We start from the raw sequence: 9905 nt of genomic DNA on the forward strand, positions 1-9905 counted from the left end.
AATGGCGTGATTTCTTTCCTTTTATCTACCCTACTGCAGGACTTCTTTTTATTTTTTCGATGTATGAAGAGTATGGTGTTCTCTCGCTTCTATGGCTTTTAGCAGTTGTAGCACTTACCGATATTGGAGCGTATGTAGTTGGTAAAAGCATAGGAAAAACTCCCTTTTGTGAGACAAGTCCAAACAAAACATTAGAGGGTGTTTTTGGCGGTGTGGCAGTTGCAACATTTGCGGGTGCATTCTTTGGTCTCTATGTTGTTGATTTTTGGACAGCACTTATTATCTCTTTTGCGGTTTCTGCGACTTCTATTTTTGGAGACTTATTTGAGTCATCGCTTAAACGCAGCGCGGGTGTAAAAGATAGCGGTACCTTGCTACCAGGTCACGGTGGTGTACTTGATAGAATTGATGGCTACCTTTTTGGTGGTATTGTTATGCTTGTACTACTTCGTGGGCTAGTCTAAGTGGTACTTCTAGGCTCAACTGGATCTATAGGTGTTAATGCACTTTTAGTTGCCAAAAGGTTTGGCATTGCAGTAGAAGTACTTGTTTGTGGTAAAAATATTGATTTGCTCAATAAGCAGATACAAGAGCATCATCCCAAAGTTGTTGTTGTTGCAAACGCAGCGGATATTGCAAAAGTGAATCATAGCTGCGTTTACTTTGGAGAAGATGCAATTCTTCGCGTTATAGAAGAGTCTCAAAGTAAATTAGTAGTGAATGCTTTAGTTGGTTTTTTAGGGCTTCGTCCGACTCTTAAAGCAATAGAGTGTGATAAAAAAGTAGCTCTGGCAAACAAGGAGTCCCTTGTTGCCTGTGGTGCTTTCATTGACACATCAAAAATCCAGCCTATAGATTCAGAGCATTTTGGTCTTTGGTATCTTTTGCAAGAGCGACCTGTTAGCAGGATGGTGATTACTGCAAGTGGTGGAGCATTTCGTGACTGGCCACTTGAGAAGCTTGCAAACGCAACACTTGAAGATACACAAAAACATCCAAACTGGTCGATGGGACAGAAAATCACCATTGATTCGGCAACAATGGTAAACAAAATGTTCGAGCTGCTTGAAGCGCGTTGGCTATTTGGTGAAGGGCGTTATGATGCAGTGATTGAAACGCAGTCACTTATTCATGCGATGATAGAGTTTAAAGATGGCTCAACAACAGCACACTTTGCAAAGGCAAGTATGCAGCTTCCTATTGCCTATGCCCTTGATGCAAAGATGGATGAGCAGATTTTAGAGCATATAGACTTGTTAACAGTTGGCTCTTTAGAGTTTCGGGAGATAGAAGCAGAGCGTTATCCTATTTGGCAGATTAAAGAGAGTATGTTAAATAATCCTCTCTCTGGAGTAGTTATAAACGCAGCCAATGAAGCAGCCATTGAGATGTTTATAAGTAAAAAAATAGGTTTTTTAGATATCTCTAAAACTATTATGACTGCTTATGAGAACTTTACTACAGTGCCACAAAGCGTGGATGATGTCTTTTTGCTAGATAGAGAGGTTCGTAGTTTTGTAAGGAGTTTGAGATGATATTAAGCATAGAAAGCTCTTGCGATGATAGTGCTATTTCTATAACAGAAATAGAGACAAACAGACTGCTTTTTCATAAAAAAATATCTCAAGAGATAGAACACAGCATTTATGGTGGAGTTGTTCCTGAACTTGCAGCACGCCTACACGCTGAAGCACTTCCTAAAATACTTGAGGAGTGTGAACCCTATTTTGATAAGCTCAAAGCTGTAGCGGTTACTTCTAGCCCGGGATTGGCTGTGACGCTCATTGAGGGTGTGACTTTGGCAAAGGCTGTGAGCGTTGGTTTAGATATTCCCATCATAGGAGTAAATCATCTTATTGGGCATATCTATTCGCTCTTTATTGAAAAAGAGACAATTTTTCCTTTGACTGTTTTGCTTGTCTCAGGCGGACATACTCAGGTGATGGAGGTAAAGAGCCTCACTGAGATAGAGACTGTTGCTAAATCAATGGATGACAGCTTTGGTGAGAGTTTTGATAAGGTAGCGAAGATGATGGGACTAGGCTATCCTGGTGGACCAGCCATTCAAAACCTTGCCAAAGAGGGTAATAGAAAAAGATACGATTTTACTGTTCCATTGTTAAGAACGCCGAAATTTGCATTTAGTTACTCAGGACTCAAAAATGCAGTACGGCTTGCCGTAGCAGAAGCAAGTGAAGAGGATTACAAAGATATTGCCGCCTCATTTGAGCATATTGCTACAAAACATCTCACACATAAACTTAAAAAATATTTTCTTAATCACCCTCCAAAAACTTTTGCAATAGTAGGCGGAGCAAGTGCAAACCTCTACCTGCGTGCACAAATAGAGGAGCTATTAAAACCTTATGGTGCGAAGCTACTACTAAGTGATTTGAACTACTGTTCAGACAATGCTGCCATGATAGGAAGAGTGGCTGTAGATATGTATAAAGCAAAAATGTTCTCCTCTTTAGAAGAGTTAAATGTTGTTGCAAAAAGTAACCTTTAACTTAATTTTTTCTTATATCAAATGACTTATTTGCTAAATAAGACAAAAATTATCCGAATTAACATATACTTCTTTTATCAAACGCTAAAGAGAAGTTTACGGCTTAGATTTCTCAAAAAAATGCAAAAGCATTTTGGGCTTCCTGCCGAAGGAAACCAAGCGTTAGCGTAGATAAAAGGACGTGTTCTTTTATCGTAACAAAAAGGGAAATGAAAAAGGTTCCCTTAAATTTTTAAAAAAAATTAAAGGAAAATTGGTATGGCAACAACTAAATTCAAAGGTACAGACGTAGAGTTATTAGGAAATGAAGTAAATGTAGGAGATAAAGCTCCAGAGGTAACAGTAGTAAATTCAGATGGTTTAGGTGATGTTAAGGTTGGTGGTGCTCAAGGCGAAAAACAACTTATTATTGTTGTTCCTTCACTAGATACAGGTGTATGTGCTACTGAAACTCGTAACTTCAATGCAAAAGCTTCTGAGTTAGAGGGTGTTAAAACTACTGTTGTTTCTATGGACCTTCCATTTGCTGCAGGTAGATTTTGTTCAGCTGAGGGAATCGACAAATTAACTGTTGCTTCAGACTTCAGAAACAAAGATTTCGCTAATGCTTACGGTGTGCTTTTAGGTGGATCTGTTCTTGCAGGTGTTACTTGTAGAGCAATTTTCGTAGTTGATGCAAACGGTATTGTAACTTACAAAGAAATCGTTCCAGAAATTACTGAAGAACCACAATACGACGCTGCAATCGAAGCTGCAAAAAAATAGTTTCTTAGCCACTTTATGTGGCAAGAAATATCCTCTCTCCTTGAATAATTCTCATCAACTTTAGGTAAAACCTTCTTATTTTGCTATAATATTTTTTATAATTAATAGACTTCTTTCATAACCTAGATATATTTCAGAGGGAAGAAAAAAAGATGAAATTGTGCAAAATCTTTTTTGAAGCGTAGCCGTAGCTACGGTGAGGAAAAGTTTTGTGCAAGTTCGCTTTTTTTATCCCTCCCTTTGGGCAATTTATAGAGAGCTTTACTCTGCGTTAGATAACCTCCACCGTAGCTACGGCTACGCTGAAGAACATCTGCCTTGATTAAAACTCTCTATAAAATGCTGAAGTATATTTAGGTTATGAAAGAAGTCTAATAATAAAAAATGGAGTAATAATGAAAAAAATAATATCTTCAATAGCTATTGGTGCTACAATTCTTTCAACTGCAGCTAGTGCTGATGTAATGCGTATAGAGGCAGGTGTAGGTGTATGGGCTCAAACTCCTAGTGGATATGCTACTCGTACAGATAGTGATGGAGCCTTAAATCTTGATGGTACTTACACAAGTGCAGAGAAAGAGGATGCCGGGACTTATGCATGGATGTTACTAAAACATCCTCTTCCTATTATTCCTAATCTTCGTCTTGAATATGTCTCTTTTTCAGATAAAGGGACAACAACAGGAAAGGTCAATGGTGTAGGTTTACCAGCTGCAGGAGCACCGACAACAGTAGATATAACACAATATGATGTTATACCGTATTATAATATTTTAGATAATACATTTTGGATGACTATTGATGTAGGTCTTGATGTAAAGGTTATTCAATCAGATGCTACAGTAGGTGCAGTAAGTGTATCTGGCATTCAGGTTTATAAGGGTGATTCATCATCAGATACTACAGTTGTTCCTCTTGTATATTTAAGAGATAGAGTACAAATTCCAACAACAAACATTGGTATAGAAGCTGATGCAAAAGCAATTACAGATGGTACAAATACTATGTATGATGTAAGAGCTAAGCTTGATTATACACTTGATTTTATACCTGTTGTGCAACCTGCAATAGAAGTTGGTTATAGAATGCAAAAACTAAGAGTTGATGATGGTGATAAAGCACAAGTTGATTTAACTTATCAAGGTCCATATATGGGGATAATGGCTAGATTTTAGTCAAACCCTTCTCGAGGATGACTATCTCCTCTTCGAGAGTTATTCCAAACTCTTCTTTTACTCTTCTTTGTGCTTCTCGTATTAGATAAAGTGCATCTTTAAATTTCCCCTCTTCCATATTTATCAAAAAGTTTGCATGTTGTTGACTAAAACACATATCGCCTTTTCGCACGCCTTTGAGTCCAACAGCTTCTATAAGTCTGCCTGCATACTCATTTGGAGGATTTTTAAAACAGCTACCTGCACTTGGGGTGGAGGGTTGGTTTGCACGCATCTCTTTAAACATCGTTACCTTTTTGCTATCAAAACCATATTCTATTTTAAACGCAGCTTCTAAAATTGGTTCGTTAATATCGGTAAAACGGTAGCCAAATGCTATTTCATCTTTTGCTTTTTTGCCTGAGAGGAGTGTCACATTAAGTAAGTTATTAAAAATCTCAAACTCTTTAAGCCCTGCATTCATATAGACAAGTCCACCAAGTTTTCCAGGAAGATGGGAGATAAATTCAAAATTTGCAATATTATTTTTTTTACAAAAAGAGGCTACTTTTCCAGAGGGTGTTGCCGCACCTATTTTAAGTATATTCTCTTCTATATTGATATAGTCATATTTTTTTGGCAGCATCATAAGTGGAGGGGGATTGTCGCCAATAAGAATATTATTGCAAGCGCCTATAAGATAATAATCTGTATAGTCATTAACTGTTTCATCCAAAAGAGCGACATTAAATGTGCCGCCCATCTTAAAAGAGGAGTATTTAGAAAAATTGATTGATTTGTAGTGCATTACTCAACAAAAGTAGGAATCATATTAAACACACTTAAAGAGAAGTCTGTCATCTCATTAAGCATCCATGGCATTGTAAGAACAATTACTATAACTACACCAAGAATTTTAGGAATAAAAGAGAGTGTCATCTCGTTTATTTGTGTAGTTGCTTGAAAGATACTTACAGCAAGACCAACAAGCATTCCTGTTAAAAGACCAGGCAGTGCCAAGTAGAGTGCTATTTGAAAAGTCTGTACTCCTAGAGCTACAAGTTTGGCTTCCATTTATGCGTTCCGTAGCTCTTTGTACTCAGTAGGAATGAGATACTCTTCAATTTTAACAGGTGCATCATAAAAACCATGCTCGTACCCTAACTCAAAAAGCTTGTCTATTGCTTTGTACTGGAGTGGGCTTAAAGTGATTGACTCATCATTTGCATAGAGTTCAAGATATTTATCAAGTGTAGGCGCATCAATACGCACTAAATTTCTCTCTATTAGCATTTTTGAGAGTCTATCTTTATGATCTCGTGCAACTTGAACGGCTTTTGTTAGTGTTGCTTCATACTCTATTGCTTTATTAAGTGGCAGTGAACGGCGAATTGCCATACCACCAAGAGGAAGTGGCAGATCATCGCCAGCAAGCTCTTGCCAAATATCCCACATTTCACGCTCTACTTCGAGCTCATCTGCATAGGTTAAAATACTTTCATGAATTAGCACACCTGCATGAACAGTTCCATCAATAACGGCCTGTTCAATCTCTAAAAAGTTCATATATGTAATACGTGCATCAGGATACGCTATGCGAAAGAGCATTGCGTTTGTAGTATGTTCGCCACTAAGTGCTACTTTAAAGTTGCGTTTGAGTTTTTCTCCCTTGCGTTTAATAAGCTTAGGACCATAGCCCTCCCCGAAACTAACAGCAGTACGAAGTGGTGCATACTCCTCTTTAATGTGAGGATAGAGTGCAAAACTAATTGCGACTATATCATAGACACCATTGAGTGCATCTTCATTAAGTGTTTGAATATCTTTTGCAATATTGTCAAATTTGACATCTTTCATTGTAACCCAGCCAAATTTAATGGCATAGTACATAAAAATATCGTCTGCGTCGGGTGAGTGAGCTATTAGTGTTGTTTTCATACGTTTATTTTATCGAAATATAGATAAAAAGAACTTTTTTGATGCTATTAATTATTTTAGGAGTATAATAACTTTATATGATTATTATAAGGAGTTCGTTATGAGTAAAGATGTATTGGTTAAAGTGTATGATTCGTATGATAGTGCTGCAAAAAGTGTTGACACCTTGCTTGATAATGGTGTATTAAAAAAATATATTTCAGTCATTGGTAAAGGTGAGCAAAAAACGCAGGATGGTTTTGAATTTAATAAAAATAGAGAAAATGCTATTTTCTGGGGTGAGCAGGGTGCTTTTTGGGGTGGACTTTGGGGCTTATTAATGGGTGGAATACTTTTTTGGACACCTGGCGTTGGACCTATTTTAGCAACAGGACAGATACTCACAGCGATTGCTGGTATGACTGGTGGTGCTGTAATGTTTGGAGCAGCAGGGGCGATGACGGCTTGGCTGGTTGATTTGGGTATTGAGAAGTCTTTAGCTGTAAAATATGGCGATATGATTAAAGATGACCACATTTTAGTTATAGTTCATGGAAGTGAAGATGCTGTGGAAATAGCAAAAAAAGCTTTAGGTGAAGCGTAAAATATTTTATGGATGTTCTTAGTCTTATTTGGATAAAATTTCTTTGATTTTTTATAGAGAAAAAGATTTGAATGAAAATATGGCAAAATGACATAATTTTTACATAGTTCAGTTTTTTTACATACAATTAGTCCAAATTTCATAATATAAGAGAGTCCAACATGGATGCAAACAAACAAAAATCATTAGATCTCGCAATGAAGCAGATAGATAAAGCTTTTGGAAAAGGCGCTTTGATGCGTCTTGGCGATAAAGATATTGTACCTATTCAGTCTATTTCAACAGGTTCTTTAGGCTTAGATTTAGCACTTGGGATTAATGGCGTACCGCAAGGAAGAGTTGTAGAAATATATGGACCTGAAAGTTCAGGAAAAACAACTTTAGCACTTCAAATCACAGCAGAGTGTCAAAAATCTGGAGGAGTTTGTGCCTTTATAGACGCAGAACATGCCCTTGATGTTATTTATGCTAAAAATCTAGGTGTAGATATTGACAATCTTTTAGTATCACAACCTGATTATGGAGAACAGGCTTTAGATATTGTTGAAACCATAGCGAGAAGTGGTGCAATTGATCTTATAGTTATTGACTCTGTAGCTGCACTTACTCCAAAGGTAGAACTTGAGGGTGAAATGAATGACCAACAAGTTGGCGTTCAAGCTCGTTTAATGAGTAAAGCCCTTCGTAAACTTACAGGTGTTTTGAGCAAAATGAACTGTACTGTCATCTTCATCAATCAGATTCGTATGAAAATTGGAATGATGGGATATGGTTCTCCTGAAACCACAACAGGTGGTAACGCTCTAAAATTTTATGCATCAGTGCGTATAGATGTGCGTCGTATCGCCTCTTTGAAGCAGGGTGAGAGTCAAATTGGTAACAGAGTAAAAGCAAAAGTTATAAAAAATAAGGTAGCACCTCCATTTCGTCAGGCAGAATTTGATATAATGTTTGGAGAGGGAATCTCTAAAGAGGGTGAGCTTGTTGATTATGGTGTCAAGTTAGACATTGTTGATAAAAGTGGTGCTTGGTTCTCGTATGGAGAGGTTAAGCTTGGTCAAGGTCGTGAGAATGTAAAGGCAAAATTCAGAGATGAGCCTGAACTTGCAGCTGAGATTGAAGAAAAAATTAGAGTAGCTATGGGAATGAGTTCACTTATGACCATGGACACTTCAGAAATATCAGAGGCTGATGTGTAGTCTTTGAGGCTAAAACTAAACTTTAAAGAGGAAATAATATATGTTTATAGATGATGTAAGTGCAATAGAAGTAATGGACTCTCGTGGTAATCCAACTGTAAAAGCAACCGTAAGACTTAGTGATGGAACTACCGCGAGTGCAATTGTTCCTTCAGGTGCAAGTACTGGTAAGCGTGAAGCATTAGAACTTCGTGATGGCGATGAGCGTTATATGGGTAAGGGTGTACAATTAGCAGTACAAAATGTTAATAGTCAAATCTCTGATGTGCTTATTGGTATGAGTCCTTTTAATCAGGCAGTTGTTGATGCTACAATGAAAGAGCTTGATGGAACTGAAAACTATGCTAATTTAGGTGCAAACGCAGTTCTTGGTGTATCTATGGCTGTTGCACGCGTTGCTGCTAAAAGTTTAGGTATTCCACTTTATCGTTATTTGGGTGGGGCAAACGCAATGGTTATGCCTACTCCTATGCTTAACATCATCAATGGTGGAAGCCACGCTGATAACAGTGTTGATTTCCAAGAATATATGATTATGCCTATTGGTTTTGAAGATTTTACTGAATCTTTAAGAGCATCTTCTGAAGTGTATCAGCATTTAAAAGCTATTTTAAAAGCAAAAGGTCACTCAACTTCTTTAGGCGATGAGGGTGGATTTGCTCCAAACTTAAGTTCAAATGAAGAACCAATTCAAGTGATTATGGAAGCTATTGAAGCTGCTGGATATGTTCCTGGTAAAGATGTTGCCATTGCTCTTGATGTAGCTTCTAGTGAGCTTGTTGTTGAAGGTGGTTATAGACTTGAGAGTGAAAATCGTACAGTTACAAGTGAAGAACTTGTAGAGTACTACGCAGAACTTTGTGATAAATATCCTATTGTTTCTCTTGAAGATGGTCTTAGTGAAGATGACTGGGATGGATGGAAAGTGCTTACAGATAGATTAGCATGCCAAGTACAACTTGTTGGAGATGATCTGTTTGTAACAAATGTAAATATCTTAAATGAGGGTATTAACAAAGGTGTTGCAAACTCTATTCTTATTAAACCAAATCAAATTGGTTCAGTAAGTGAGACTATGCTTACTGTGCGTTTAGCACAAAGAAGTGGATACACTTGTGTTATGAGTCATCGTTCTGGTGAAAGTGAAGATGCGTTCATCGCAGATTTTGCTGTGGCACTTAACTGTGGTCAAATTAAAACAGGTTCAACTGCTCGTAGTGAAAGAATTGCAAAATACAACCGTCTTTTAGAGATAGAAAATGAAGTTGTTTACAGCGAGTATCTAGGGTCCGCACTTTTTAACTAAGGCTACAGATGCAAAAAGATGAGCTGTTTGAAGAAATTGATACCTCTGAGAGTTTCACTCAGAAGTATCTTGGCTTGTCTTTAGCAAAGTTCTTCACACTTTTTTTTCTGATTGTATCTCTTGGTATTTACTTAGGAATCTTACTTTATGGCACGAACTCAGTGGAAGTGCTTTTAGGTCTGCAAGATTACCAGAGTTATCTACAAGATGAGATAGTAGTGCTAAAAAGTGAAAATGCGCAACTGCAACGTGAGTATTTTGAACTCAAAGAAATTTCTGCACAATAAGGCTTTTTTATGATTAAACTTTGTATGCTTCTTTTTTCACTTACTCTTTTTGCTCGTGAAAATCCTTTTTTTCCAATCAATTCTGCATTAGATATTCCGCTTACAACTGAGCAGATGCAAAAACCTCCAATGTTAAAACGTGCTACACTTACTTTACCATCTTC

Annotated in this window: 12 protein-coding genes; 9 read left to right on the top strand and 3 right to left on the bottom strand. The window is 37.4% G+C overall.

Going from position 1 to position 9905, the window contains the following annotated elements:
- From MV589_RS10370 to MV589_RS10390, 5 genes are all read left to right on the top strand, one after another.
- Positions 1–464: phosphatidate cytidylyltransferase (locus MV589_RS10370; protein WP_297434606.1), on the top strand; the 464-nt coding region annotated here is incomplete at its 5' end.
- The gene (dxr, locus tag MV589_RS10375) at positions 465–1535 is read left to right on the top strand and encodes a 1-deoxy-D-xylulose-5-phosphate reductoisomerase (protein ID WP_297434608.1); all 1071 of its coding nucleotides are present in this window, start codon (positions 465–467) and stop codon (positions 1533–1535) included.
- Positions 1532–2509 carry a tRNA (adenosine(37)-N6)-threonylcarbamoyltransferase complex transferase subunit TsaD gene (tsaD, locus tag MV589_RS10380; protein WP_297434610.1) on the top strand — a complete coding sequence of 326 codons (978 nt, stop codon included), beginning with the start codon at positions 1532–1534 and terminating at the stop codon, positions 2507–2509. Before dxr ends, tsaD begins: the two co-directional genes overlap by 4 nt.
- A 258-nt stretch (positions 2510–2767) precedes the next feature.
- Complete coding sequence (gene tpx / locus MV589_RS10385; protein ID WP_297434612.1) at positions 2768–3274, top strand: thiol peroxidase; 507 nt, start codon at positions 2768–2770, stop codon at positions 3272–3274.
- Between the two features lie 395 nt (positions 3275–3669).
- Positions 3670–4449 (top strand): TIGR04219 family outer membrane beta-barrel protein, encoded by a 780-nt coding sequence (locus MV589_RS10390; RefSeq protein ID WP_297434614.1) that lies wholly within the window; start codon positions 3670–3672, stop codon positions 4447–4449.
- Here the strand turns inward: MV589_RS10390 and MV589_RS10395 are convergent.
- Genes MV589_RS10395 through MV589_RS10405 form a run of 3 tightly spaced genes read right to left on the bottom strand, consistent with a single transcriptional unit; the run spans position 4439 to position 6366 of the window.
- Positions 4439–5236: a UDP-N-acetylmuramate dehydrogenase gene (locus MV589_RS10395; protein ID WP_297434616.1), complete on the bottom strand. Its 798-nt coding sequence runs from the start codon at positions 5234–5236 to the stop codon at positions 4439–4441. The genes MV589_RS10390 and MV589_RS10395 overlap by 11 nt on opposite strands.
- Positions 5236–5502 (bottom strand): flagellar biosynthesis protein FliQ, encoded by a 267-nt coding sequence (fliQ, locus tag MV589_RS10400; RefSeq protein ID WP_297434618.1) that lies wholly within the window; start codon positions 5500–5502, stop codon positions 5236–5238. The genes MV589_RS10395 and fliQ overlap by 1 nt, the downstream gene beginning before the upstream one ends.
- Positions 5503–6366 carry a menaquinone biosynthesis family protein gene (locus MV589_RS10405; protein ID WP_297434620.1) on the bottom strand — a complete coding sequence of 288 codons (864 nt, stop codon included), beginning with the start codon at positions 6364–6366 and terminating at the stop codon, positions 5503–5505. It abuts the gene before it with no gap.
- A 100-nt stretch (positions 6367–6466) separates the two neighbouring features.
- Between MV589_RS10405 and MV589_RS10410 the strand changes: the two genes are divergently transcribed.
- The 4 genes from MV589_RS10410 (at position 6467) to MV589_RS10425 (ending at position 9741) form a co-directional block, all read left to right on the top strand.
- A complete protein-coding gene (locus tag MV589_RS10410; RefSeq protein WP_297434621.1) occupies positions 6467–6949 on the top strand; it encodes a general stress protein in 483 nt (160 codons plus the stop codon).
- 161 nt (positions 6950–7110) lie between these two features.
- Entirely contained in the window at positions 7111–8148 is a 1038-nt protein-coding gene (recA, locus tag MV589_RS10415) for a recombinase RecA (RefSeq protein ID WP_297434623.1), read from the top strand.
- A 40-nt stretch (positions 8149–8188) separates the two neighbouring features.
- Entirely contained in the window at positions 8189–9454 is a 1266-nt protein-coding gene (gene eno / locus MV589_RS10420) for a phosphopyruvate hydratase (RefSeq protein ID WP_297434624.1), read from the top strand.
- Between the two features lie 8 nt (positions 9455–9462).
- A complete protein-coding gene (locus MV589_RS10425; protein WP_297434625.1) occupies positions 9463–9741 on the top strand; it encodes a hypothetical protein in 279 nt (92 codons plus the stop codon).
- The last annotated feature ends 164 nt before the right edge of the window (positions 9742–9905 follow it).

Origin of the sequence: Sulfurimonas sp. (assembly GCF_026991475.1) — a bacterium.
In the GTDB taxonomy this organism is placed as follows: Bacteria; Campylobacterota; Campylobacteria; order Campylobacterales; family Sulfurimonadaceae; genus Sulfurimonas.